This window comes from Sulfurimonas sp. HSL-3221 (genome assembly GCF_021044585.1).
Lineage (GTDB): Bacteria > Campylobacterota > Campylobacteria > Campylobacterales > Sulfurimonadaceae > Thiomicrolovo > Thiomicrolovo sulfuroxydans.
Genome location: NZ_CP087998.1, coordinates 789,409 through 814,215 on the forward strand (window position 1 = coordinate 789,409; position 24,807 = coordinate 814,215).

Below are 24,807 nucleotides of genomic sequence, written 5' to 3' on the forward strand. Positions count from 1 at the left end.
ATTCAGTCACCCTTGATTATGCAATGGTAAACTTTTGATTTCAAGCCTGCGCTGGTCCTTTGGACAACAGCTTCGGTTTCGCTCGCCGAAACGCCAAGCAGTTGGCGTTTCTTTATGGCGAGCTCACATCCAATCGATCAGTTTGGTGACCTCGTCGACGGGGTAGCACTTCACGCCGTGGCTCTGCTGGGGCTTTTTGGCCACCAGCGCCTTGGTGATGCCGTGCATGGCGAGTTCGCGCAGGCGGGTGTCGAGCTGGAAGACTTCGCGCACGTCCCCCACCAGCGAGACCTCGCCGATGAAGACGGTCTCCTTGGAGACGGTACGGTCTCGGAAGCTGCTGATGATGGCAGCGAGCACGGCGAGATCGGCGGCGGTCTCGTTGATCTTGATGCCGCCGGTGATGTTGATGAAAACGTCGTAGGAGTTCAGCGGCAGCTCCAGCTTGCGCTCCAGCAGCGCCAGGAGCATATTGAGGCGGTTGGTGTCGAACCCCGTGGCCTGGCGCTTGGGGTTGGAGGCGTGGGAGTCGCTGACCAGGGCCTGCACCTCCAGGATGAGCGGGCGCGACCCCTCCATAACGACGGTAAGGGCCGAACCGCTCTGGTCCCGGGTTTTGTCAAAGAAGCGCGACCCGATATCCTTGGCGCTGACGAGTCCCTCGTTGCGCATCTCGAACACGCCGATCTCGCTGGTGGGGCCGAAGCGGTTTTTGAACCCGCGCAGGATCCGCAGCTCCTGGGCGCTGTCGCCTTCGAAGTAGAGGACGGTGTCGACCATATGCTCCAGCACCCGCGGTCCGGCGATGGAACCCTCTTTGGTGATGTGGCCGATGATGAACACGGCGATGCGCCGCTCCTTGGCGAGGCGCATCAGCTCGAAGGTGATCTGGCGGACCTGGGTGACGGAGCCGGGAGCCGAGGTGACCGCTTCGCTGTAGAGCGTCTGGATGGAGTCGACGATGAGGCACTCGTAGCTGCGGTGGGCCAGTTCTGCGAGCACCTGTTCCAGGCGGATTTCGCTGAGGAGGTAGAGGTTGTCGGCGTTGGCGTCAAGACGGTTGGCACGCAGCTTGACCTGCCCTTCGCTCTCCTCGCCGGTGACGTAGAGGGTGTTGCGGCCCCCCTTGGCGATGTTGGCGCCGATCTTGAGCAGCAGGGTGGATTTGCCCACACCGGGGCTGCCGCCGATAAGGGTCAGCGACCCGGGGACGACCCCGCCGCCGAGGACCATGTCCAGCTCGATGTCGTCGGAGCTGAAGCGCTCCACCTCGGTGTGGGCGATCTCGTTGATGGGCTGCGCCTTGGCTTTGCCGGTGACGGAGGAGGCGGTCTGTTTGAGCACCTCCTGCTGCTGTTCGCTCAGCTCGACAAGGGAGTCCCAGGTGCCGCAGTTGGGGCATTTGCCCATCCATTTGGCCGAGGTGAAACCGCAGTGCTGGCATTCGAAGAGGGATTTTTTCTTGGCCACGGTGCCTCCGTATATCCGTATTGTGTGGGAAAGCATAGCATACCGCCGGCAGCAGCGGTTATACTATGACGCTGAGAAAGAATTACGCCTGGGATTCTGCTTCGAAGATCGGGTCGAGGAATCCGTCGATGAACTCGAACTTGTTGAAGGGAACGAGGTCGTCGGGCTGTTCGCCGACGCCGACGAAGAAGATGGGCAGACGCAGCGCGTAGGCGATGGAGAAGATCGATCCCCCTTTGGCCGTACCGTCGAGCTTGGTGATGATGATGCCGTCGACATCGACCATCTCGTTGAACGCCTTGGCCTGGGCAATGGCGGAATTGCCCTGGGTGCCGTCGATGATGAGGATCTTGCGGTGCGGGGCGCCGGCATGGGCCTTGTCGCAGATGCGGACGATCTTCTTGAGCTCCTCGGAGAGGTTCGTCTGGGTGTGGAGCCGTCCCGCCGTATCGATGATGACATGCTCGAAACCGCGGGCTTTGGCCGATTCAATGGCGTCGTAGGCGACGGCGGAGGGGTCGTGCCCCTGGCGCGATGAGACGATGGGCACGCCCAGGCGGTCGGCCCAGCGGGTCAGCTGCTCGATCGCTGCGGCGCGGAACGTGTCGGAAGCCCCGAGCAAAACCCGCTCCCCCGCGTTCATGTAGTGCTGCGTCAGTTTGGCGATCGTCGTCGTTTTCCCGGCGCCGTTGACCCCGATGATGAGGTCGACAAAGGGTTTCTCGTGTTCGGGTTTCTCGTAGTTGGCCCAGGCGAGGGTCGCGATCAGCTTCGATTCGAGCTGTTCGCGCGTGACTTCGTCGGTGTAGAGCTCGCGCATGATGATCTCGATGAGATCGTATTCGACGTCGGCTTCGAGGAGAATATCCTCGAGCTCATCCTTGGGAATACGTTTGCGTTTTTTCGGGGCGACGCTTTTCATCGCCTCCGCGGTCTTCTGCAGCCCTTTTTTGAAAAAACCGAGCATTGTCTATTGCGCCTCCGCCAGGGTTTTCAGGTCGGATTCGAGCATCTCTTCGGGAACGAGTCCCGAGTAGTATTTGACGAAACGGCCGTTTTTATAGACCACCATGAGGGGGATGGGGAAGTCCTGCCCGACGCCGATGGCGCCGGCGACGGCGCGGGAGAACTTCTGGTTGTCGGGAGAGTTCACGAGGCTGTACTTTATGCCGATATCCTCCGCGAAACGCTGGTAATAGGCGTTGTCGTTCCCCTCTTCGATCGTCACGCCGATGATTTTGATCTTGCCCGCCAGTTTTTTCTGCAGGCTGCTCAGGTGCGGGGCCTCGGCGCGGCAGGGCGGACACCAGGTGGCGAAGATGTCGTAGACGACCACCGGTTCGGGGACGCCGCTGATCCGGAAGTCCGCTCCGGATTTGGTTACTTCGTAGGCAGAACCGTTGATATCGTTGAGCGTGTAAACGGTTTTGGCGATCAGCGCATCCGCGTCGCCGCCCTGCGCGTCTTTGCTGTCGCTGCAGCCGCCGAGCATCAGCAGCGCGACAAGTGCGGTTATCGTGAACTGTTTTACCATCATTTCCATACCTGTTTGTTAAAATGGCCGATATTATAACCCATCTCCGGTAAAGCCCCATTATCCGGGCAGAAGGGGGTGGTTTCAAGCGAGGTGCTTCATGACGAAAGCCGCATTCCGTGACATCTGCCTGAACAAGCAGCGGTCGGTCTGGGAACATAACCGCCTGGAGCGGGACAAACGGCTCTGCGACGCCCTCTACGCGGAAGTACGAGCAAGCGGCGGGAAAGACATTCTGCTCTTCTGGCCGCTGGGGAGCGAGCCGGACCTTCGGCCGCTGCTGCACAGGCTGCGCCGGGAGGGGTGGAACGTCTATCTGCCTTTTATGGTCGGTGCAAGCTTCCTGATGGTACCATTTAGATACCCGATGTTCCGTAAAAATTTTGGGATTTACGAGCCGGGATTCAGTAATAGAAAAATTAAAAAGATTGATATAGCTGTGGTGCCAGCCGTCGGGGTTGACGCACAGGCACGCCGCATCGGATTCGGTAAAGGGATGTACGACCGTTTCTTTGCCCGATTGAACAGAAAACCAAAAACGATCTTTGTTCAACTCGAAGAGTGTATGACAAACGAGAAAATTTGCGATGATTACGATGTTTCGGCTGATGTGCTATTGACACCGTCGGCCCGCTATGAAGCAGCGGGGACGATACATGATAAACGAAATACTCTCAGGAGGCGCGATCGCCACTATTAGCGGTGTGGTGGGATTTTTCATTTCGAAAAAGATCACGAGCGCTCACCTCGATTTTTATACCGAACAGGCGAAAGCCAAAGCCAAAACCATTGAAAAAGAGGCGGAGGCGCTGCTGGTAGGCGCTTCGGAAAGGGCGCGCAAAACGGAAGAACGGGCGGAAAACCGCTACGAGGAGGCCGTGCGCCGCGCCGAGCATGACCTCGCCGAGCGCGAGTCGACCATGTCCCGCCGCGAAAAGGACCTGGAGCGTTTTGTCCGCCAGGAGCGCGAGGCGGTCGAACATGAGCTCAAGGTGGCCGGCAGCAAACGGCTGGCCGTCGAGCGCCGCGAGAAGGCGCTGATCCAGCTGCAAAACGATTTTGAGCGCCGTACAGACGAGGCGATCCGTGCCGTCGAACGCAGTGCCGGGATGACGAAGGACGAGGCGCGCCAGCTGCTGCTCTCTCAGGTGGAGGCGCGTTCGCGCGACGAGATCGCCCACATCGTGCGCCGCTACGAGACCGAAGCGAGGGAACAGGCCGAACGCCACGCGAACTTCCTGCTGGCCCAGGCGACGAGCCGCTTTGCGGGCACTTTCGCCTCGGAGCGCCTGATCAGCGTGGTGCATCTGGACGATGATGAACTCAAAGGGCGCATCATCGGCAAGGAGGGGCGCAACATCAAGGCCTTGGAGATGGTGCTCGGCGTCGATATCATTATCGACGAAACGCCCAAGGAGATCGTGGTGAGCAGCTTCAACCTCTACCGCCGCGCCATCGCCACGCGGACCCTGGAGCTGCTGATCGAGGACGGGCGGATCCAGCCCGCAAGGATCGAGGAGATCCATGCCAAGGTGACGGCGGAGTACGAGGAGAAGATCCTGCACGAGGGCGAAGAGGTCGTTTTCGAGACCGGCGTCGGCCCGATGCACCCGGAGCTGATGAAGCTGATCGGGCGGCTGCGCTACCGTGCCAGTTATGGTCAGAACGCCCTGGCGCACACCCTTGAAGTCGCCAACATGGCGGGGATCATCGCCGCGGAACTCGGCGGGGACCCGAAGATGGCCAAAAGGGCAGGGTTGCTGCATGATATCGGCAAGGCGCTGACCCATGAGCACGAGGGGAGCCACGTGGACCTGGGGGCCGAAGTGTGCCGACGTTATGACGAGGATACCATTGTCATCAACGCGATCTTCGCCCACCACGGCCAGCAGGAGATGGACTCCATCGAGTGCGCCGCCGTCTGCGCCGCCGACGCCCTCTCCGCCGCCCGGCCGGGGGCACGCCGCGAGGTGCTCGAGAGCTTCCTAAAACGGGTGACGGAGATCGAAGAGATCGCATCGCGCCACCCCGGCGTACGGCAGGCCTACGCCATCAACGCCGGCCGGGAAGTCCGTGTTATCGTCAATGCCGAAGTCGTCAGCGACGACGAGACGGCGCTGCTGGCCAAGGAGATCGCCGACGAGATCGCCCAGAGTGTGAGCTACCCGGGGGAGATCAAGGTGAATGTCATTCGCGAGCTTCGCAGCGTGGAGTACGCACGCTGAAGCACGATAACTGTGTCTGTTTCTTAAACAGAATACGTTAGTAAATAGTGTTAGAATGCCCGCTGCATTTTAAGATCGGTTTTTAGAGAACCGAATGACGCCAAGGAACGTATTGATGGATAAAGCACAGACGCTTGAACAGCTCAGCGCAGCTAAAAAAGCGCATATCAAATGGGTCAACCGTGCGAAAGCCCTCGTCGGGGGGCTCCCCGTCGAAAAGGACGCCATTCCCGTCGACAGCACCGACTGCCAGTTCGGCCAGTGGTTTTACGGCGAGGGACAGAAGCTAAATGCGATACCCGGCATGGACCGCCTCAGTACGATCGAAACCCTGCACTTTACCCTGCACGATACCTATCTGAAGATTTTCAAACTCTATTTCGGGGAGATGAACCGCTCTTTTTTCAGCAAACTCTTCAATATGAAGCCGAAGATATCCGACAGTGACAAGGAGCTGGCCAAGGAGTATTTTCAGCAGCTCGAAGGGGTCTCTAAGCAGCTGCTGGATGAGATCGGTCGGCTGGAGCGGCGACTCAACGCGATGAGCGCGGAGAGCTTCGAAGAGAAGTAGTCGGGTTTTAGTGCTTGACGGTGACGACAACCGCGCCGCGGAGGTCGTTCATACGGTAGCCCGTCGCTTTGTCTTCGGGGTAGCGTTCGCGGATCGCTTTGGCGAGCTCCGGCAGTTTGTCGATGTCGCCGTGGCATTTGAGGCAGGCCTCTTTGTTGATCAGCAGCGGCTTGTAGTATTTGTAGACACCGTCCCCGACGACTTCGACGACGTCGTCGGGCAGCACGACGCCGTTAGCCTGCAGGGTCTGGAGGGATTCGAGGATCGCTTTTTCGTTTCCCTGGGGCGCATTGGCCGGGTTGCGGTACTGGAGGCTGATCCGTTTGACGCTGACGTCGGAACCCATGGATTGGTCGATGACTTCGGTCAGGGTGTAGGCGTGGTCGCTGCAGAATCCGAAGGCCTCCATCGGGCCGCCGGATTTGAGATGCTTCTGGAGGTTGCCGCCGAGACTTTTGAGCAGGGCGGCTGCCGCTTTCTGGCCGGTGGCTTTGACTGCGGCGATCTCCTCGGGTTTGCTTTCATAGGGATTGGCCAAGAGGGCCGCGGCCAGCAGGGTCGTAGATAACAATATTTTTTTCATCGATAAATCCTCCAATTATGTATTTGGCGCCATTCTAACGTTTTTTCTCCCAATGCGCGTGCTTCGTTCGCGATTCAGGTGGCGTAGAGCTGCGCGACTTCCATCTCGTTGATATCGGAATCGTCATAGGGATCGGTATGGATAAAGGGATGGACCCGGTCGTTGGGGAAGAGCATCCGCATCATGCTCTCCACCTGATCGCTGACCTTGTGGGCGTCGAGCAGGGAGGTCGCGTCGTCAAAGACGAGATGGACGGAAACAAAGATGTCGCTGCCCGCTCGCCGGGTCTGGAGGTGGTGGTGGCCGTTGATCTTCTGCAGCCGGTTGAGCATCGTCGTGATGCGGGCAATCTCCTCCTTGCTCAGTGAGACGTCGAGGAGCATCATCAGCCCCTCTTTGAGAATAGGGAAGGCGGAGGTGATCATGTAGATCGCGATCCCGATACCCAGCAGCGGGTCGATCAGTTCGAAACCGCTGAAGTGGATGATGCCCAAAGAGAGGAGGATAGCGCCGTTGGTGAAGAGGTCGGTCTTGTAGTGCAGCGCGTCGGCGCGAATGACGAGGTTGTTGTTCTTCTTCGCGACGTGGTTCAAAAAGAGGACCAGCGCGCCGGTGAGGATGATCGAGAAGAGCATGACGCCCATCGAGGCCTCTATGTACTCGATCGCCCGCGGCGTGATGATCTTGTCGATGGCGCTGTAAAGGATGAAGAGCCCCGAGATGGAGATGATGGTCCCTTCGACAACGGAGGCGACCGCTTCAAGTTTGCCCAGCCCGAAGTTGAAGTTCTCATCGGGTTTGCGCTCGGACTGGTGCAGGGCGAAAAAGTTGAAGATGGAGACCGAAAGGTCCAGCAGGGAGTCGATCGCGGACGCCAGAACGGCAACGGAGCCGCTGATGATCCCGATGGCCAGTTTGAAAAGGACGAGGATACCCGCCGTGGTGCTGGAGATTAAGGTCGCTTTTTTCTCGATACGCATGAGGCCGATTTTAGCGAAAGATGGCTAAAATGCGTCTCATAAGGGCCAAGTGAGCAAGGAGTTACAATGCAGTTACCCCAGATTTCAATTCCACTGACACTGCCGTTCGAGGTGCCGACGATGCTGCACCCGGTTATCATCCATTTTGCGCTCGTTCTGCCGGTGATCGTCCTGCTGATCGAGTTGGCTAACCTGGGCTTTAAGCGCCGCGCCCTCAGTCTGACGTCTCTGGGACTGCTGCTGCTCTCCCTGATCTTCTTTGTCGCCGCCTACTACACGGGGAAAGCGGACGGGGGCGAAGCCTTCGACCTGCTCGGTACCGGGGCGCGAGAAGCGCTGGGTGCGCATAAAATGCTCGGGACCTATCTCGTCTACGCGCTGCTGATACCGATCGCTTTCAAACTGGCGGCGATGCTGCTGGCACAGAAGTGGGCCCGCGGGGCACTGATCGTGACGCTGATCATGCTGATCAGCTTTATGGTCAAACAGGGATATGACGGCGGCGAACTCGTCTACCGCTACGGAGTCAACGTTTCGGCGGTCACGGAGGCAGAGGAGGCGGCATCCGACCTCCGTGATGATCTGGCGGATATGAACGAGACGGTTGCGGAGCAGGCCGCGGAGATCGAAACCCTCAAGGTGCAGATCGCGGCGATGCAGCAGCAGGCCGGCGAGAGCTTCGGACAGAAGGTCGACAAGGCGGTAACGGACGCCGTCTCCAAAGTGAAGAAGATCTTCAGTGAGGACAACGCTACCAAAGCGGCGCCGCAGGAGGAGAAGGCGCCTTCATCCGAGGCGAACGGGACCATTTGAACGTGACACTCTCCCCCCTCGAGGCCATCCGCCGCGAGCGCGAAGCGTGGATGGGATGGAAAAACATCGCTCCGCTGCGTGAAGCCCTCGCAGCCCTCCCGGAGATCGAGACCGTCTGCAGCCTCGGCGATACGGTGGCCCTGACGACGGAAGCCGAAATCGACCATGCCCAGGTCGAACGGGTCGCGCGGATGCTGATGCCGTGGCGCAAAGGGCCCTTCGATCTCTTCGGCCTCTTCATCGATACCGAGTGGCAGAGTTTTATGAAATACAACCTGCTGCGACCCCACTTTAACCTGCAGGGGAAGCGGGTCGCGGACATCGGCTGCAACAACGGCTACTACCTTTTCCGTATGCAGGAGGATGCCCCGGCGAAGCTGGTGGGGTTCGACCCCTCTGCACTCTACAAGACCCAGTTCGATTTTATCAACCATTTCGTCAAGACGGAGATCGTCTATGAACTGCTGGGAGTAGAGCACCTGCCGCTGTACGAGGAGAAGTTCGATACGATCTTCTGCCTGGGGGTGCTCTATCACCGCAGCGACCCCGTCGCGATGCTCAAACAGCTTTATAAAGGGCTGGGCAGCAGCGGGGAGGTCTACCTCGACACCTTTATGATCGACGGGGAGGAGGAGATCTGCCTGACGCCGGCGGGCGCGTACTCGAAGATCCCCAACATCTACTTTGTCCCGACGATCCCCGCGCTGCGGAACTGGTGCCTCCGGGCGGGCTTTAGTGGCTTCGAGGTACTGGAGACCTCCGTGACGACACCGGAGGAGCAGCGCAAAACGGCATGGATAGAGGGGCAGAGCCTGGAGGACTTCCTGGACCCGGAAGACCCGGCAAAGACCGTCGAGGGGTATCCCGCCCCCAAACGGGTTTATGTACGACTGACCAAGGAGCCCAAAGCATGATACTCAACACCCATCTGAAGATAAACAACGGCCTCTGCGGAACGGTCATCACTCTCGAAGAGGGGTATGCGGCGGTGGAACTGGAGACGACGCCGGCAATGGCGGCGGATGACAAAGGGCTGGTGCACGGCGGCTTTATTTTCGGCGCGGCCGACTATGCGGCGATGGCTGCCGTGAATGAACCGACCGTCGTTTTGGCGGGGAGCAGTTGCCGTTTTTTGGCCCCCTCACAAGTCGGAGAAACACTGCTTTTCAAAGCGGAATGCCTCGAGAATGACGGCAAAAAATATCAGATAACGGTTAACGCATATTGCGGCGAAACCAAGGTGTTTTCGGGGGAGTTTACGGCCGTAGTACTGCCAGCTCACGTACTGGGATGAGCTGTTTTTACACAGTTTTTGTATAAAAAATTCAAAAAAGTTGGATTTCCACTAAGTTATTTAATTTTTTGATAGTACAATTTTATCACATTGTTAACTAAGGAGTAGTAAGTTGAAAAACGTAATGACAGTGATTGCAGCCTTCTTCATCGCGATGATGGTGAGCGGATGTGCGACGATGCATATGGGTTGGACTGCGGTAACACAGCAGTATAAACTGGACGACGGCGCGATGGAAGCGTACGACAACATGTTCACCAAAGTCACCGAGTACGGCGACCCGGCAAGAGCGATGATGCAGGAGTGGAAAGTCAACGCCGACATTCCGAACGATGACGTTGCCGAGACGATCAAGTCCCTTGCGGAAGAGTACAACATGCGTGTCACGGGTGACATCAAGATGTATACAAAAGACGATGCGAAACCGGACGAAGTGAAGCATGCGCGCATCTTCTCACTCTGTAGCCTTCCGATCGCGAAAGTGTTCCTGAACCACTCCCGTTATTACGGCGGTTTCATGCCGTGCCGCATCATGCTGGTTGAATACGGTAACGGTGACCGCTGGCTCGTCAGCATGGATATGACCCTCGCCATCCACGGCGGTTACCCGCTGCCGGACGATATGCTCGCGATGGCACTCTCCGTCAAAAAAGCGATGGACGAAGTCCCGGCGCGCGCTGCGATCGGCGATTTTTAAGAATCCCTTTTCTTCCATCGGGGCGTGCCGAGGCACGTCCCACCCCTCTGTAACTCCCCCTAAGCCGTTTTAGCTATAATCTTTCCTTACAAAAACAACGTTATCGCAAGGGTTTTATGTCGTGCTACACAGCGAGATTGATGCAGTTCTCAACAGCAAAGACCGCCTGCTGACCGAGGTCTATTTCGACCTGCAGCGCCGTTTCGAGGAGAAATACGGCAGCGATACGGTCGTCTTTATGGAGATCGGTACTTTCTATGAAGTCTATGAGGTCAACAATGACGACATGCAGGTGGGCAAGGCCAAAGAGATGGCCGAACTGCTCAATATCCAGCTGACCAAGAAGAACAAGAACATTGCCGAAAACAGCGTCAAGAACCCCTTCCTTGCCGGCGTACCCTCCGTCTCCTTTGAGCGCTACCTGAATCGTCTGATCCAGGAGCAACGCTACACGATCATCGTCATCCGCCAGAAGGGGGTGCCGCCGAAACTCAGCCGTTACATCGGCCAGATCATCTCCCCGGGCACGAACTTCGACCACACCGTCGACAACGACGACAACTACATCGTCTCCCTGCTGATCGACCGCCACAAGGAGATCTACAGTGTCGGCTACGCGGCAATCGACGTCACGACGGGAAAGACCTGGCTTTACGAGACTTATGGCACGAGCGAAGACCCCACCTACGCCCTGGACGAGATCTTCAATCTGCTCAATATCTACCGCACCACGGAGGTGGTGCTGACCTTCCTGGAGGGGGTGGAGAACCAGAAAGAGGTGATCCGATACCTCGAGATCAGCGAGCACTATGCCTACAGCGTCAACCACGAGCGCCCCAAGATCGACTACCAGAATGAGCTGTTCCAGAACGTCTACCAGATCCAGTCCCTGCTGTCGCCCATCGAGCACCTCGACCTGGAGCGGCACCCCTTCGTTTCCGAGGCGCTCTCATCGCTGGTGCACTTTGTCATCGAACACGATTACCACATCATCCAAAAGCTCGCCCGCCCGAAGATGATCGACAACACGCGCTACATGTACCTGGGCAACAACGCCCTGGAACAGCTGGCCGTTCTCTCCAAAGACCGCAGCGACATGACGCTGCTCAAACTCATCGACAAGAGCGTCACGGCCATCGGCAAGCGCCTGCTGAAAGAGCGCCTGCTCAACCCCATCCAGGAACGCGGCGAGCTTGAGCGCCGCTACGGTCTGATCGACCGGGTGATGCCGCACGTGCGGATGCTCGGCGACGCCCTGCGGGGGGTCTACGACCTCGAACGCCTGCACCGCCGGATCGCCCTGGCGCGGCTGCACCCCTTCGAGATGAACTATGTCCACGCGTCGCTCGTCGGCATCCGCGAACTGATGGAGTTCGTCAAACGCCACAAGCTCATCAAGACCCCCTTCAGCGAGCAGGAGGTCGATACCTTTATCCGCGACATCGAGCAGAGCATCGACCTGGAGGTGTCGCGCCGCTTCACCGTCAGCACCGTCGACGACAACTTCCTGCGCCGGGGGGTCGACGTGCAGGTGGATGCGCTGGTGGACGAAAACGCCCGGATGCTGCAGCACTTCGCGATCATCATGGACGCGATGGAGCGGATGCTCGGCGAGCAGGGGGCGGCTGCGGGCAGCGGCGGCTACGTCTCCCTGGGGGTCCTGGATAAAGAGGGGCACTACATCTCCATGAGCCGCACCCGCTGGGCGATGATCGAGAAGGAGTTCGCCTCCGGCAGCGTCGACCTGGGGGGCGAGACCGTCTGTTTCAGTGATTTCAGCGTCAAGCGGCTTACCAACAGCGTCAAGATCACCTCGGAGCTGACCGAACAGCTCTCCGACAAGATCATGCGCAACCAGGCGAAGATCATTGCCCTGGTCAAGGAGCGCTTTATTGCGCTGCAGCGCACCTTCGAGCGGCGCTATACGCTCCTGTTCGAGCGGATCATCGGCTACGTGGCCGACCTCGACGTCGCCGTCGCTTCCGCGCGGGCGGCACAGCAGTACAACTTCGCCTGCCCGACGATCGTCGACGTGCACGAGGACGAGAACTTCCTGCAGCTGATGGCGCTGCGCCACCCGCTCATCGAGATACAGGAGCGGCAGGGGGTCTACGTGCCCAATGACATCGTCATGGGCAACCGCGCCTATATGGACCTTCCCTATCCGGAGACGGTGATGCTCGATCCCGCCGTGCATGACGGGCACGAGGTCAACGGGGTGCTGCTCTACGGCATCAACTCCAGCGGGAAATCCTCGCTGATGAAGAGCATCGGGCTGGCCGTGCTGATGGCACAGGCCGGCTTCTACGTGCCGGCGTCGTCGATGAAGTTCTCCCTTTTCGAGTCGCTCTTTACCCGGATCGTCTCCCGCGACAACCTGCAAAAGGGGCTCTCTACCTTCGCCGTCGAGATGATGGAACTCAAAAACATCTTCAACCGCGCCGGGACGCGGTCGCTCATCCTCGGCGACGAGATCTCCCACGGCACCGAAACGCTTTCCGGCGTCGCCATCGTCGCCAGCGCGATCATGAAACTGGCGAAGCTGCGCTCCATTTTTCTCTTTGCGACCCACCTGCATCAACTGGCGTCGATGGAGGAGATGCGTCGGCTGGAGAACGTCGTCGACCTGCACCTGAGCGTGGAGTACGATGAGGCGCTTGACCGGCTGATCTTCAACCGTGTACTGCAGCCGGGCAGCGGCTCGAGCGTCTACGGGCTGGAGTTTGCACGCTCCTTGCATATGGACCAGGAGTTTCTGGAGGCGGCGAACCGCATCCGCAAGCGCCTCTCCAACGACTTCGACGAACTGGAGCTGCTGGTCAAAAAACGCACCAGTAAATACAACAAGGACCTCTTTGTTACCACCTGCGTCATCTGCGGGGCGAAGGCGGAGGATGTGCACCATATCGCCCACCAGTCCAGTGCGGACAGCCGCGGCTACATCGGCCATATGCCCGTCAACCACCGCCACAATCTCATCCCCCTCTGCCGGGATCACCACCGGGAGATCCATGAGGGAAAACTTGTCGTCAAAGGGTTTGTCATGACCTCCAACGGTCTGGAACTCGACGTCGAGGCACAGTTGGCCAAACCACAGGTCGTCACCGAGGAGGTCCCGGAGATCAACGAAGCCGAAGTGCCGGAACCACAGCCCGAAGCACCGGGAAAAGCGTCAATCGACATGGACGATTTTTAAGAGGATTGCCTATGGAGTTCAAGCCGCATTCGCAGGCACAGCTCAAAGCCCTTAGGGTGACGGCGGGAGCGGCCTATATGATCGAGTATCTGAACAAGGACTACTTCAATGGCGAAGAGACTGTCGAGCGGGGGAAGGGGACGGCTGTCGTCACGGCGCAGGGGATCTTTTTCAATGTCCAGGACCCCTACGGAATGGTGAAGCTTGTCATGCAGGCACGTGTGATCGCCCGCAGCTGAAGGAAGAATGTATTGGAGTGCTGGTTCCCCTCCCTCAGGAGTTGACATTGATGGCGGGAAAGCAGCTGTAAAGCGTGATCAATAACGTTTGAGTCCTTTGAGATTCTCAACGTCAGGTTGGTAGCTCAAAATTTCTTCACGATCAAGATACGCCTGTAGTTTTTGAACAGTTTGAGCATAGAACTTATTGATGGCATTTGTCAACGCAACATCTGTTGTATCAACGAGTTCATCCGGGGCAGTCATTTTTTCGATCGCCGTATTCGTTAAACCGTTACCGCCTTGGCTGGTCTGTTTGGCATAGATATAGGGCTCTGCAATATTGAAATCTGACAGATTTATTCTCCTTTTCATGAAGACTTGTCCCGTCATCGGTTCCATCATAGTGACAACGACATTACCGCCGATTTGAATAACTCCGTTTTCTTCGTAATAGAGGTCAGCATAATTTGTGTCTGTAATTTTTTTATCAATGACCAGATTGATTTTCGGGATACAGGCCAAATATACTGTCTTCTTCTCACCATAAGTCATATCGTCGAAAACGCTGTATGGCCCTTTTAATGTGAACCCTTTAGCGGTCAAGATTTCACTAATGGATGTTTCCAAAGCGCTTTTCAATCTTTGTGAATAGCCGGTCTGGAAAGCATTGCTAAAACTGTAGTTGATATTGGTACGTTGCATTTGGGCCTGCATCATGAGTGCAAGTGGAGATGCATCTCTATTTGCAGTCTGTTGAACAGCGGCATTTTTTGCAAATTCTGGGCTGACGATTGCGATTGTTTCATTAGTGGCACTCTCTCTTGCAAGAGGGACGTTCTGCAGATTGAGTGTACCAACTTCTTTTTTTACCGGAATTTTTGTGCTACAGCCTGACATGAGTGATGAAACGAGGATACCGGCGATCCCCATAGCAAACATATAGGCAAGTTTGGTTTTTACCATAAAAAAACCTCCATTTAATAATTTAAATCAACGGAAGTATATATATAAAAACTGGAAATATGCTTAAAAATATGAAAAAATAACATATAAAAATATAAATTAGATATTTATTTTGGCTTTTGGTATTTGTTTGAAACAGTACGTTCATTTTTTCTGAGGCAAGTAAAACGCTATAATCTTGCATAAATTCAAGATGCTAAGAGAGATTATCATGCGAGTATGGATGACGTTTTTAACGATACTTTTTTTATTAGGCGGCTGTACCCAGGAGACGCAGAACAAGTTCGGCCACGGGCTGCAGAACTGGACGGGAACCAATGGGGTACTCGATATCTACAGCGGCGGCAAGCTCGTGATGCGTTTTATCAAGATCGGCAAGATGAGTACGGGCAAAGGGACCGATGACGGTTCGCCGCGCCCCTTCCGCTACAGCTACGGTGTACTCGACAGCAACTTCAACTACAAAGTCGACAGCGGTGAGAAGAAGATCTATTTCGAGGTCAGCGACTACTCGACGGCGTATGTCTTCTATGAGAACCCGAAAGGCTGAGTTTGGACGTCATTGCACTCTTTAAGCACCTGATCGAACGCAAGAGCGAGACGCCCGACGACGGTGGTATCCTCGATTTCGTCGAGGGCTACCTGGACGGCTTCACCGCCGTGCGCATCGACGTCGCCGAGGTGAAAAACCTCTTTATCTACAAACGTTTCGGCGAGGGGGAACACCTCTGTTTCGCGGGACACGTTGACGTCGTCCCGGCGGGCGAGGGGTGGGACACGGACCCCTACACAGCCGTCGAGAAAGCGGGGAAGATCTACGGCCGCGGCGCGCAGGATATGAAAGCCGGTGTGTCGGCGTTCCTGCAGGCGGTCAAGGAGACCGAGGCATTCCGGGGGACCCTTTCCCTGCTGCTGACCTCCGATGAAGAGGGACCGGCGAAACACGGCACCGTGGAACTGCTCAAGTGGCTGCAGACGGAGGGGATGCTTCCCGATGCCTGCATCGTCGCCGAACCGACCTGCGAAGACGAGTTCGGCGACGCCATCAAGGTCGGCCGACGCGGCTCCATCAACGGGGTAATCGAGAAGCGGGGCAAACAGGGGCACGCCGCCTACCCGGAAAAAGCAACAAACCCCATCCACAAAGTTGCCAAGGTGCTGCACCATATGGCGGGGGTGAACCTAGACGAGGGGGATGAATATTTCAGCCCCAGCCAGTTTGTCGTGACCGACATCCGCGCGGGGATGGAGGTGACCAACGTCACGCCGGGCAAGCTGAAGATGATGTTCAATGTCCGCAACTCTACGAAGACGGCCAAGGAGGACATCGAGGCTTTTGTCCACCACTATTTCAAGGAGATGGATTATACCCTGAGCCTGGACCAGAGCGCCAAGCCCTTTGTCACCGATGCAAATACCCACATCGTGCGCACGATCGACGCTGCGATCGAGTCGGTCACGGGCCTGCGTCCCAAACACTCCACGGCGGGCGGAACTTCCGACGCCCGTTTTATTGCCGAATACGGCATCGATGTTATCGAGTTCGGGGTACGCAACGACACAATCCATGCGCCCAACGAGTGTACGACGCCCGAGCAGGTCAGGGGGCTCTGCGACGTCTTTAAAAGGGTGATCGCGACCTACTGAACCTCTACGCCCGCAGGGGCGACCCTTGCTTCGTCGGCCTGAATATACTCCAGCATCGCCTTGGCATGCTGCGAATAGCACACCAACTGCTCCTCGTCGACAAACCGGCTGTTTTTACGCTGCAGTCGCAGATAATCCTCATTATGATAGTAACTGAAGAAGACACCGCTGTAGAAGAAATGGCGACGGCCCAGCATGGCGACGACTTCGTCTATCTCCTCGATATGGTGGAGGTTGATATCGGCATACACCATTTCGCAGTGGTCGGTGTGCATCAGGTCGATCAGCTCATCGAGCGCCTCGTCATCGGGCAGCCCCTCGATAATGATGAACCCGACATTGATATAGGGGTTTAAATGGTGCGAAAGGAGCTGGCGATTGGGATTGGCCGGTCTGCTGGTCGAATTTTCCACCTTCGCGCAGCGGTAGGCGGCTTCAATCTGCCCGGCATAACGCTGCGGCAGCGAGCGGTAGCGTTTATGGGTGTCAAAGACGAGGAAGCTGATCATCGCCCCGCTGCGCAAGGAAGCCTTGATCTGGCGTTCGATCTCCGTCTGGGAAGGGACCTCGCCCAGTACGATCGCCGTTTCGCACATACCGTGTGAGAGGTTGGCCCTCTGGCTGTAGGGGTGCAGCATCAGCGCTTCGCCGTAGATGGCGTTGAGATGCATCGCCCTGGCGGTGACGATGATCGTATCGAACATGCGGTTCATGATCCCCATCTTCTTGAATTCCGGGTCGACGGCGGCTATGGCGATTTCGGCGATGTCGGCGCGGCGGGAGAGCACCAGGGCGAAATGGCCGACGACGCGCACCCCGTAGACGGCGACGATGGAAACGACTTCCCGGTCCTGGTTGAGCTGCCGGATCTTGACGGGATCGTAGAACTGGCTCTTGTAGTAGGTGTAGTGGTAGTTTTTATAGATAAGCTGGGCGATCCCCTCGGCATCCGACGCTTCGAAACGCCGGACATCGAGCCGCTGCAGGATCGTCTCCTTGTCCGGTAGTGCCGTCGAGGTTTTGCCGGTACGGATGTCATAGTTGTGCTCGAAGGCCTGGATGACGCTGAAACGTTTTCCCCTGTTCTCGAGCATGGTGAACCAGAAACGGTCGACGAGGTCATAGATGCGGTAAAAGCCCTTTTCATGCTGGGTGGTGTGGTCGACCGCCTCGCTCATGAAAGGGGTAAAATCAAAGGGGAGCCCGCTGTCCTCCACATCGATCTGCAACTGCCGGGGAGTTATGGTGAAACGGACCGTGACATCCATGTTCTCCAATTTTTCATAGGCGTGTTCGACGATGTTCTCGAGCAGCTGGTCGATCGCTTCGGAGAGCTGCTCTGGGCGATGCAGCGGCAGCAGCTGTCTCAGGTGTTTGCAGGTGTAGCGCAAGAGGCCGAAGTGGGTTTTGCTGGTGAGGCGGATTTCGATGAGGTCACGCATCGTCCATCGCTTTCAGTGCCGCGAGGGCCATGATCTTCATGCCGTAGCGCAGGGCGTCGTCGTCGACATCGAAGCGGGCATTGTGCTGGGCGACGCAGGTCCCTTTTTCGGGATCGCAGGTTCCCAGCCGGAAGAAGGCACCGGGGACGATCTCGAGGTAGCGCCCGAAGTCCTCCCCGCCCATCACGGGGTCGGCGAGATCGATGACGTTCGCTTCTTCCAGTACCTCCGAGGCGGCGGCGCGGACGATGTCGACCATGGCGTCGTGGTTCTGCACTTCCGGGGAACCGTAACGGTAGGCAAAGTCGTAGGTGGCGTGCATGGAGTCGCAGATCCCTCTGATGGAGACCTCCATCATCTCGGGGATGGCGTGGCGGACGTCATGGTTGACGGTCCGCACCGTCCCACACACCTTGACGTGGTCGCAGATGACGTTGGGGGCCTTGCCCCCTTCGACGGTTCCCAGCGAGATGACGGCAGGGTGCAGGGGGTCGATCCGCCGGGAGACGATATGGTTGAGGGAGTTCACCGCCATCGACATGACGAGGATGGCGTCGACCCCTTCGTGGGGACGGGCACCGTGCGCGCTTTTGCCGAAGATCTCGATCTCGAAGGTATCGGCAGAGGCGAGCATGACCCCGTACTTGTAGCCGACCTGGCCGGTAGTAAGGTAGGGGTAGGCGTGCAGCCCGAAGATCGTCTTCACGTTTTCGAGGGCGCCGTGGGCGATCATCTGCGAACTCCCTCCTTCCGTGATCTCCTCGGCGGGCTGGAAAATGAAGCGGAGGTTCTGCCCGAGGCTGCTTTCAACGCGCTTGAGGGCCAGGGCGGTCCCCAGCAGTATGGCGGTATGGGCATCGTGCCCGCAGGCGTGCATGATGCCCCGGGCCTGCGAAGCATAGTCCGCCTCTGTACGCTCCTGGATCGGCAGGGCGTCGATGTCGGCGCGCAGGGCGACGAAGGGAGCGTCCGGGTTGACGACGATCTCGGCGATCAGCCCGTAGTGCTCCTCGAACGAGCGGACCTGCAGCCCCTCCGCTTCGAGGATAGCCTTGATCATCAGGGTCGTATGCTCCTCGGCACCTGAAAGCTCGGGATGGGCGTGCAGTTCGTGCCGCAGCGTCACGATCCGCTCTTCGATGGCGTCAATCGTTTCGAACAGTGTGGTTTGCCGTGTTTCCATGCGTCACCTTCCCCGTTTGATTTGATTATAGTGCAGTCACATTAAAAGCAATCTTTGGCGCGCCGCGCATTTCTTGTGCTAAAATGGACCTACTATAGAGGGGGCACATGCGCTATCTGCTGAATATTGTTTTTTTCGCCGCACTGCTCTTTGGCTCCCCGACGGAGTGGGCGAAGAGCCTGGACGATGCCAAACGGATAGCCGCGGCGGAGGGAAAACTGGTCTATGTGCTGATCACGGAGCCGGGCTGCCGCTGGTGCAAGCGCTTCAAACGTACAACGCTGCGCGACGATGGGGTCCGCCGACGGCTCGATGGTATGGCCGTCGGGGTGGAAGTGGAGCGTGGCAGCGGGAGCTATCCCGAAACGCTCAAGGCACCGATGATTCCGATGCACTATTTTTTAAGTCCCGATGAGAGGGTTTTGGTTAAAATGCCGGGCTACTGGAACATAGAGGATTTTATGTCCATACTCGACGATGTGGAAAGGAAACGAAAATAATGCAATATGTACAGACAGAAAACGCCCCAGCGGCTATCGGACCCTACTCGCAGGCGGTCAAAGTGAACGGGATGGTCTACACCTCCGGGCAGATCGCGCTGACCCCGGCGGGAGAGATGCTTGAAAACGATATCACGGTTCAGACGAAGCAGGTCCTCGCAAACTTGACGGCGGTGCTTGAAGCGGCGGGCAGCGGCCTGGACAAAGTGATCAAAACAACGATCTTCCTGGACAGCATGGACGATTTCGCAACAGTAAACGCTCTTTACGCAGACGCCTTTGGTGATCATAAGCCGTCGCGTTCAACGGTGGCGGTCAAAACCCTGCCCAAAAATGCCCTTGTGGAGATAGACGCGATTGCCCTTGCGGATTAAAGCCTTTTTGGCTATAATTCGCCCACTAAAAGAACAGGGACCTCTCTTGAAGACTGAGAGTGTAACCAGAGGAGCGCGCTGAAGTCGCGGCATGCGTGTCGTTGAAAGCGCTCCTCCATCCAGGCGCTAAAAGGCCTGATCGAACTGATTGTCACGTTTTGATGAGTCGGATACACTCTGAGTCTTTAAGTAGAGATTCTTTTCTATACATTACAAGGAAATGCTATGTACGCAATCATCAAAAACGGTGGCAAGCAGTATAAAGTAGAAGAGGGCGATATCCTCCTGCTTGACAAAATGAGCCTTGAGCCGAAAGCAACGCTCGAGATCAAAGAAGTACTCGCGGTCAATGCCGGTGAGCTGAAAGTCGGTGCTCCTTTTGTTGACGGTGCGGTTGTCACTGCAGAAGTCATCAACGAAGGCCGCGACAAGAAAGTCACGATCTACAAGAAACGCCGTCGTAAAGACAGCAAGCTCAAGCGCGGTTTCCGCCGCAGTTTCACACGCGTTCGCATCACGAAGATCGCGGCGTAATCTAGGAGGAGTTCGATATGGCACACAAGAAAGGTCAAGGTAGTACACAGAATAACCGCGATTCCGCGGGACGTAGACTTGGTGTGAAGAAATTCGGTGGCGAAGTTGTCAAAGCCGGAAACATCATCGTTCGCCAGCGTGGTACGAAAGTCCACCCGGGCCAGAACATCGGTATGGGCAAAGACCACACGCTCTACGCGCTGGTTGACGGCATCGTCCAGTTCGAGCGCAAAGATAAGACCCGCAAGCAGGTCTCTATCGTCCCGGCTTCCTAAGCCGCTTTTTAAACTACACGCCGCCCGAGCTTAGCTCGGCGCCGCTGCTTTCTATAAGAATCACCTTTATTTAACAGTATACTTCTAAACGGATGTCCAAGTCTTCTGTTGAGTGAAGCCCTACAAGGATTTAATGCATGTTTGTCGATCAGATCGAATTGGAATTGTCATCAGGGAAAGGCGGCGCAGGCTGTGTGGCGTTCCGCCGCGAGAAATTCGTCGTCAACGGCGGCCCGAACGGCGGGGATGGCGGAAGGGGCGGGGACGTCTGGTTCCGCGTCGACAACAATACCCACACCCTGGCCCATTACCACGGCAAGCATAAGCTGGTGGCGGAAAATGGCCGCCCCGGCCTCGGCTCCAACATGACGGGCAAGTCTGCATCGAAGCTCTTTGTCATCGTTCCCCCGGGCACCCAGGTCTTCGATGCCGAGAGCGGCGAACTGCTGATGGACCTGGTCAGCGAGGGGCAGGAGCAGAAGCTGCTGCAGGGCGGCAAAGGCGGCCTGGGGAACACCCACTTCAAATCCTCGACGAACCAGCGCCCGACCTACGCGCAGCCGGGCGAACCCGGAGAAACGCGCCGGGTCCGTCTGGAGCTGAAACTGATCGCGGATGTCGGCCTGGTCGGATTCCCCAACGTCGGTAAATCGACGCTCATCTCGACGGTCTCCAATGCGACGCCGGAGATCGCGAACTACGAATTTACGACATTGACGCCGAAACTGGGGCAGGTCCGCGTCAGCGATTTCGAATCCTTTGTCATGGCGGATATCCCGGGGATCATCGACGGCGCCAGCGAAGGACGCGGTCTGGGACTACAGTTCCTGCGCCATATCGAACGGACCAAAACGCTGCTTTTCATGATCGACCTGGCGTCGTACATGACAATGACTTACCAGTACGAGACGCTGCAGCAGGAGCTGGAACGTTTCAGCGAGATGCTCGCCACACGCGCCTTCGCCATTGCGCTGACCCGCGTCGACGCCCTCTCCAAAGAGGAAGCCGAGGAGAAGATCGCGGAGATGATGAAGCTGGTGGGGGTATCCCCGTCGCAGAAAAGCCGCTACGGATTCGATGACGCTCTGCCGTTTTACGAGCAGGACCTCTCCGACGAATCCCAGAGTTTTGACCGGGAAAAACCCTTTTTCATGGTCCCGATCTCCTCGGTTGCCCATGAGAACATCAAGCCCCTCAACTTTGCGCTGCATACACTGGTGGAGATGGAACGCGCGTGAAACGGATCGTCCTCAAGGTCGGCAGCGCCGTCCTCACCGAGAACAATCGCATCGCCCGCGACAGGATGCAGAACCTTGTCGATCTGATCGCCCGGCTCAAGGAGCGTTACGAAGTGATCCTCGTTTCCAGCGGCGCCGTGGCGGCAGGCTATACGGAGCTGAAGCTCGATAAGAGCGTCCTGGCGAACAAGCAGGCGCTCGCGTCCATCGGCCAGCCGCTGCTGCTCAACCGCTACAAGAAGAAGTTTGAGAAGCACGGTATCCTGCCGGCGCAGGTCCTGGTGACGGCGGCTAACTTCTATACGGAGAGCCAGGCAGAAAAAGCCCGAAACACCATCGACACCCTGATCGAGAACGGTGTACTGCCGATTATCAACGAGAACGACGCCACCGCCGTCGAGGAGTTGGTCCTGGGGGACAACGACCAGCTTTCCGCCTATACGGCGTACCATTTCAACGCCGATCTGCTGGTGATTCTCTCCGACATAAACGCCTATTACGACAAGGACCCGCACTGTCACGACGATGCCTGCGTCCGGCCGCTCGTACACACCATCAAAGCGGAGGAGCTCTCGAAGGAGGTGACGCCGCACAACAACTTTGCAACCGGGGGCATCGTCACCAAACTCAAAGCGGCGCACTTTCTCCTTGAACGCGGCCGCAGCATGTTCCTGGCCAGCGGTTTTGAACTGGAAGACGTCGAGAACTTCCTGCTGCATGACACCCAGAGTGGCGGGACGCTCTTTACCCCGGAGGTGTCGGTATGAAAGTGATCTTTATGGGTACCCCCGACTACGCTTCACGGATCCTCGAGACACTGATCGCGCAGGATGACATCGAGGTCGTCGCCGCTTACACCCAGCCGGACAAGCCCGTGGGACGGAAAAAAGTGATGACGCCGCCACCGGTCAAAACGGTGGCGGAGGCGGCGGGCATTCCCGTCTATCAGCCTGATCGTCTCCGCGATGAAGTGACGGTTGAGACGTTGCAAGCGATCCCGTGCGACTATATCGTTGTTGCCGCCTATGGGCAGATCCTGCCCAAGGCCGTGTTGGCACACGCCCCTTGCATCAACCTCCACGCCTCCATCCTGCCGCAGTACCGCGGCGCCAGCCCGATCCAGCAGAGCTTGCTGAACGGGGACAAAGAGACCGGCGTGACGGCGATGCTCATGGAAGAGGGGCTCGACACGGGGCCAATTCTTCTCATTGAACGTATCGCCATCGGCGACGATGAAACGGTGGGGAGCCTTTTCGAACGGCTGACCGACCTCGCCGCGGAAATGACGCCGCAGGTGCTGCGCTCCTACCCGAAGCTGACGCCGGTGCCGCAGAACGACGCCGACGCAAGCCTCTGCAAGAAGATCAGCAAGGCCGACGGCGAAGTCGCTTTTGACGACGCCCGCTCCCTCTATAACAAGTACCGTGCCTTCACCCCCTGGCCGGGGGTCTACCTGGAAAGCGGCCTGAAACTGACAAAGATGCATCTGGCGGAAGAAGACGGCGGTTTTGTTCCGGGGCGTATTCTCGCCGTTGAGAAATCGCGGGTGAAAGTAGGCTGCAGCATGGGTGCACTCTGGATCGAGACGGTCCAGCCGCCGTCGAAAAAAGCGATGGCAGTCGTTGACTACCTCAACGGGAAACGGCTCGGCCTTGACGATACACTGGCTTGACCGGGTCGATTCCACCCAGCGCTATCTCATTGACGCCCTGAAAACAGGAGAGAGACCCCCCTTGGCGGTGGTGGCGGATGCCCAGGACGCCGGGCGGGGGAGCCGGGGGAACAGCTGGACGGGGTTGGAGGGGAACCTCTTTTTCTCCTTTGCCGTGGCGCGCAGCGCATTGCCCCCGGACCTGCAGCTTGAATCCTCCTCCATCTATTTCGCCTTTTTGCTCAAAATGGCCCTTGAAGATGCCGGGTCGGACGTCTGGCTGAAATGGCCGAACGATTTTTACATCGGCGAACAGAAAATCGGCGGGACGATCACGACAATGCGGCAAAATACCCTGGTGTGCGGCATCGGGCTCAACCTGAAAAATGCCCCGGAGGGGTTTGCTGCTCTGGACATTGAAATTTCACGAAAAAAGTTATTAGATGATTATTTTTCAAGGCTGGAAGGATTTCCAAAATGGAAGGAAATCTTCAGACTATACGCGCTAGAATTTGACAAAAGCAGACGGTTCCAAACGCATAATAATCATCATAAATTTTCCTTAGAAAACGCGGTGTTATGCGACGATGGATCGGTTATGTGTGACGGGCAAAGGATATACAGCCAGCGATGAGTGAAGTAATTGTAATCGCCAATCAAAAAGGCGGGGTAGGCAAGACGACGACTGCGGTAAATCTCGCGGCGTCCCTTGCCGTTGAAGGGAAAAAGGTGCTGCTGATCGATGCCGATCCCCAAGCCAATGCCACGACATCGCTGGGATATACCCGTAACGACTACGAGTTCAATATCTACCATGTATTGATCGGGGCAAAGAAGCTCGGCGACATCATCCTGACGACCGAATTGCCGATGCTGGATCTCGCGCCCTCGAACATCGGCCTGGTCGGGGTGGAGAAAGAGTATTACGACTCCAGCCAGAGCAAAGGTCGCGAACTGATCATGAAAAAGGCGATCGCGCAGGTCAAAGAGCATTATGACTATGTCATTATCGATTCGCCGCCGGCACTAGGGCCGATGACGATCAACGCCCTGAGCGCCTCGAATTCGGTCATCATCCCGATCCAGTGCGAATTCTTCGCCCTGGAGGGGCTGGCACAGCTGCTGAACACGGTGCGCCTGATCCGTAAAACGATCAACCCCGCGCTGGCGATCAAGGGGTTCCTGCCGACGATGTACAGCTCGCAGAACAACCTCTCCAAGCAGGTCCTGGCGGACCTGCGCCAGCACTTCAAGGAGAAGCTCTTCACCGACGAGATGGACGACTGCATCGTCATCCCGCGCAACGTGAAACTGGCGGAAAGCCCGAGTTTCGGTAAACCCGCCGTCCTGTACGACGGACGTTCCAGCGGCTCCGTGGCCTACCAGAACCTTGCTCAGGCGATCCTGGCGTAACGG

Annotated in this window: 28 protein-coding genes; 20 read left to right on the top strand and 8 right to left on the bottom strand. The window is 57.3% G+C overall.

Annotated features, from left to right (window positions below; genetic code table 11):
* Positions 1–123: 123 nt before the first annotated feature.
* The 3 genes from radA to LOH54_RS03970 form a co-directional block, all read right to left on the bottom strand.
* Complete coding sequence (gene radA, locus LOH54_RS03960) at positions 124–1,470, bottom strand: DNA repair protein RadA (RefSeq protein ID WP_231020502.1); 1,347 nt, start codon at positions 1,468–1,470, stop codon at positions 124–126.
* 82 nt (positions 1,471–1,552) lie between these two features.
* The gene (gene ftsY, locus LOH54_RS03965) at positions 1,553–2,437 is read right to left on the bottom strand and encodes a signal recognition particle-docking protein FtsY (protein WP_231020503.1); all 885 of its coding nucleotides are present in this window, start codon (positions 2,435–2,437) and stop codon (positions 1,553–1,555) included.
* A 3-nt stretch (positions 2,438–2,440) separates the two neighbouring features.
* A complete protein-coding gene (locus LOH54_RS03970; RefSeq protein WP_231020504.1) occupies positions 2,441–3,013 on the bottom strand; it encodes a TlpA family protein disulfide reductase in 573 nt (190 codons plus the stop codon).
* A gap of 91 nt (positions 3,014–3,104) precedes the next feature.
* Here LOH54_RS03970 and LOH54_RS03975 point away from each other — a divergent pair, with 91 nt between their 5' ends.
* The 3 genes from LOH54_RS03975 (at position 3,105) to LOH54_RS03985 (ending at position 5,800) form a co-directional block, all read left to right on the top strand.
* Positions 3,105–3,704, top strand: coding sequence for a 5-formyltetrahydrofolate cyclo-ligase (locus tag LOH54_RS03975; protein ID WP_231020505.1), 600 nt, complete (start codon positions 3,105–3,107; stop codon positions 3,702–3,704).
* On the top strand, positions 3,664–5,229 hold the full coding sequence (gene rny / locus LOH54_RS03980) for a ribonuclease Y (RefSeq protein ID WP_416768920.1): 1,566 nt from the start codon (positions 3,664–3,666) through the stop codon (positions 5,227–5,229). Before LOH54_RS03975 ends, rny begins: the two co-directional genes overlap by 41 nt.
* A gap of 115 nt (positions 5,230–5,344) precedes the next feature.
* Positions 5,345–5,800, top strand: coding sequence for a CZB domain-containing protein (locus LOH54_RS03985; protein ID WP_231020507.1), 456 nt, complete (start codon positions 5,345–5,347; stop codon positions 5,798–5,800).
* Positions 5,801–5,807: 7 nt separating this feature from the next.
* On the opposite strand, the gene LOH54_RS03990 is transcribed toward LOH54_RS03985, so the two are convergent.
* Both LOH54_RS03990 and LOH54_RS03995 read right to left on the bottom strand, forming a co-directional pair.
* A complete protein-coding gene (locus tag LOH54_RS03990; RefSeq protein WP_231020508.1) occupies positions 5,808–6,383 on the bottom strand; it encodes a Tll0287-like domain-containing protein in 576 nt (191 codons plus the stop codon).
* A 74-nt stretch (positions 6,384–6,457) separates the two neighbouring features.
* On the bottom strand, positions 6,458–7,363 hold the full coding sequence (locus tag LOH54_RS03995; protein ID WP_231020509.1) for a cation diffusion facilitator family transporter: 906 nt from the start codon (positions 7,361–7,363) through the stop codon (positions 6,458–6,460).
* A 66-nt stretch (positions 7,364–7,429) separates the two neighbouring features.
* Here LOH54_RS03995 and LOH54_RS04000 point away from each other — a divergent pair, with 66 nt between their 5' ends.
* The 6 genes from LOH54_RS04000 to LOH54_RS04025 all read left to right on the top strand — a co-directional run bounded on the left by LOH54_RS04000 (position 7,430) and on the right by LOH54_RS04025 (position 13,602).
* Entirely contained in the window at positions 7,430–8,176 is a 747-nt protein-coding gene (locus tag LOH54_RS04000; RefSeq protein WP_231020510.1) for a DUF2231 domain-containing protein, read from the top strand.
* Positions 8,177–8,178: 2 nt separating this feature from the next.
* Positions 8,179–9,090 carry a tRNA 5-methoxyuridine(34)/uridine 5-oxyacetic acid(34) synthase CmoB gene (gene cmoB / locus LOH54_RS04005; RefSeq protein WP_255707482.1) on the top strand — a complete coding sequence of 304 codons (912 nt, stop codon included), beginning with the start codon at positions 8,179–8,181 and terminating at the stop codon, positions 9,088–9,090.
* A complete protein-coding gene (locus LOH54_RS04010) occupies positions 9,087–9,470 on the top strand; it encodes a hotdog domain-containing protein (protein WP_231020511.1) in 384 nt (127 codons plus the stop codon). The genes cmoB and LOH54_RS04010 overlap by 4 nt, the downstream gene beginning before the upstream one ends.
* A 112-nt stretch (positions 9,471–9,582) precedes the next feature.
* On the top strand, positions 9,583–10,167 hold the full coding sequence (locus LOH54_RS04015) for a DUF302 domain-containing protein (protein WP_231020512.1): 585 nt from the start codon (positions 9,583–9,585) through the stop codon (positions 10,165–10,167).
* Positions 10,168–10,288: 121 nt separating this feature from the next.
* Positions 10,289–13,363 carry a MutS-related protein gene (locus tag LOH54_RS04020; RefSeq protein WP_231020513.1) on the top strand — a complete coding sequence of 1,025 codons (3,075 nt, stop codon included), beginning with the start codon at positions 10,289–10,291 and terminating at the stop codon, positions 13,361–13,363.
* Between the two features lie 11 nt (positions 13,364–13,374).
* Positions 13,375–13,602, top strand: coding sequence for a hypothetical protein (locus LOH54_RS04025; RefSeq protein ID WP_231020514.1), 228 nt, complete (start codon positions 13,375–13,377; stop codon positions 13,600–13,602).
* Between the two features lie 78 nt (positions 13,603–13,680).
* On the opposite strand, the gene LOH54_RS04030 is transcribed toward LOH54_RS04025, so the two are convergent.
* Positions 13,681–14,547 (bottom strand): HpaA family protein, encoded by an 867-nt coding sequence (locus tag LOH54_RS04030; RefSeq protein ID WP_231020515.1) that lies wholly within the window; start codon positions 14,545–14,547, stop codon positions 13,681–13,683.
* Between the two features lie 223 nt (positions 14,548–14,770).
* Between LOH54_RS04030 and LOH54_RS04035 the strand changes: the two genes are divergently transcribed.
* A complete protein-coding gene (locus LOH54_RS04035) occupies positions 14,771–15,097 on the top strand; it encodes a hypothetical protein (RefSeq protein WP_231020516.1) in 327 nt (108 codons plus the stop codon).
* 2 nt (positions 15,098–15,099) lie between these two features.
* Complete coding sequence (gene dapE, locus LOH54_RS04040; protein WP_231020517.1) at positions 15,100–16,194, top strand: succinyl-diaminopimelate desuccinylase; 1,095 nt, start codon at positions 15,100–15,102, stop codon at positions 16,192–16,194.
* On the opposite strand, the gene LOH54_RS04045 is transcribed toward dapE, so the two are convergent.
* Entirely contained in the window at positions 16,188–17,636 is a 1,449-nt protein-coding gene (locus tag LOH54_RS04045) for an ATP-binding protein (protein ID WP_231020518.1), read from the bottom strand. The genes dapE and LOH54_RS04045 overlap by 7 nt on opposite strands.
* The gene (locus tag LOH54_RS04050) at positions 17,629–18,819 is read right to left on the bottom strand and encodes an amidohydrolase (protein ID WP_231020519.1); all 1,191 of its coding nucleotides are present in this window, start codon (positions 18,817–18,819) and stop codon (positions 17,629–17,631) included. The genes LOH54_RS04045 and LOH54_RS04050 overlap by 8 nt, the downstream gene beginning before the upstream one ends.
* Before the next feature lie 107 nt (positions 18,820–18,926).
* Between LOH54_RS04050 and LOH54_RS04055 the strand changes: the two genes are divergently transcribed.
* The 9 genes from LOH54_RS04055 (at position 18,927) to LOH54_RS04095 (ending at position 24,804) form a co-directional block, all read left to right on the top strand.
* Positions 18,927–19,319, top strand: coding sequence for a thioredoxin fold domain-containing protein (locus LOH54_RS04055; RefSeq protein WP_231020520.1), 393 nt, complete (start codon positions 18,927–18,929; stop codon positions 19,317–19,319).
* On the top strand, positions 19,319–19,693 hold the full coding sequence (locus tag LOH54_RS04060; RefSeq protein WP_231020521.1) for a RidA family protein: 375 nt from the start codon (positions 19,319–19,321) through the stop codon (positions 19,691–19,693). The genes LOH54_RS04055 and LOH54_RS04060 overlap by 1 nt, the downstream gene beginning before the upstream one ends.
* A gap of 225 nt (positions 19,694–19,918) precedes the next feature.
* Positions 19,919–20,227 (top strand): 50S ribosomal protein L21, encoded by a 309-nt coding sequence (gene rplU, locus LOH54_RS04065; protein ID WP_231020522.1) that lies wholly within the window; start codon positions 19,919–19,921, stop codon positions 20,225–20,227.
* A 17-nt stretch (positions 20,228–20,244) separates the two neighbouring features.
* Complete coding sequence (rpmA, locus tag LOH54_RS04070; RefSeq protein ID WP_231020523.1) at positions 20,245–20,502, top strand: 50S ribosomal protein L27; 258 nt, start codon at positions 20,245–20,247, stop codon at positions 20,500–20,502.
* A gap of 137 nt (positions 20,503–20,639) precedes the next feature.
* Positions 20,640–21,740, top strand: a complete 1,101-nt coding sequence (gene obgE / locus LOH54_RS04075; protein ID WP_231020524.1) for a GTPase ObgE — start codon at positions 20,640–20,642, stop codon at positions 21,738–21,740.
* Entirely contained in the window at positions 21,737–22,507 is a 771-nt protein-coding gene (gene proB / locus LOH54_RS04080) for a glutamate 5-kinase (protein ID WP_231020525.1), read from the top strand. The genes obgE and proB overlap by 4 nt, the downstream gene beginning before the upstream one ends.
* The gene (gene fmt, locus LOH54_RS04085) at positions 22,504–23,412 is read left to right on the top strand and encodes a methionyl-tRNA formyltransferase (protein ID WP_231020526.1); all 909 of its coding nucleotides are present in this window, start codon (positions 22,504–22,506) and stop codon (positions 23,410–23,412) included. The genes proB and fmt overlap by 4 nt, the downstream gene beginning before the upstream one ends.
* Entirely contained in the window at positions 23,393–24,025 is a 633-nt protein-coding gene (locus tag LOH54_RS04090) for a biotin--[acetyl-CoA-carboxylase] ligase (RefSeq protein WP_231020527.1), read from the top strand. The genes fmt and LOH54_RS04090 overlap by 20 nt, the downstream gene beginning before the upstream one ends.
* Positions 24,022–24,804, top strand: a complete 783-nt coding sequence (locus tag LOH54_RS04095; RefSeq protein WP_231020528.1) for a ParA family protein — start codon at positions 24,022–24,024, stop codon at positions 24,802–24,804. Before LOH54_RS04090 ends, LOH54_RS04095 begins: the two co-directional genes overlap by 4 nt.
* The last annotated feature ends 3 nt before the right edge of the window (positions 24,805–24,807 follow it).